Source organism: Arthrobacter sp. B0427-1-12 (assembly GCF_059092905.1).
In genome coordinates this window covers 1-387 of the sequence record NZ_JBNHIC010000230.1, presented here as the reverse complement: position 1 = coordinate 387, position 387 = coordinate 1, and the positions used below count along the sequence as shown (strand labels likewise).

The 387-nt window shown below is 58.1% G+C and carries 1 protein-coding gene; it reads right to left on the bottom strand.

Going from position 1 to position 387, the window contains the following annotated elements:
- Positions 1 to 88: 88 nt before the first annotated feature.
- Positions 89 to 387 (bottom strand): hypothetical protein (locus AC5RWU_RS24695; RefSeq protein ID WP_493986797.1); only part of this gene is annotated, 299 nt, incomplete at its 5' end.

Sequence of the window (387 nt, the reverse complement as noted above, 5' to 3'; positions counted from 1 at the left end):
CTTGCTTGTTTGGCATTGGATCTCCTCTTGCGTCTCAGACAACCAAATGATCGGTTGAATCACCCTAGCAGGCAACTGGCCCTGACGGCTACATCTCGTCCCGCTCGGCGACTCGATGGTGGACGGGCGGGCACTGCGCGGGTGCAATGGGGTTGACCCGTCGCAGGCCTTCTGCAAAGATCAACCAATCGACCGGTTGATTTTCGGCGATGTGAACGGCATGTTGCGCGAACAGTGTCGTCCACCATGAACCCACTCGCGCCGGACGGGAATACCCGAGAAATGGAGCAGCGAGATCGTGTTCTCGCATTCGACGTTCAACCAGCGTGACGAGGTCATCGTTTCGACGCGTTACGGCATGCTCGCGGAACGGAAGGGCGAATAGCA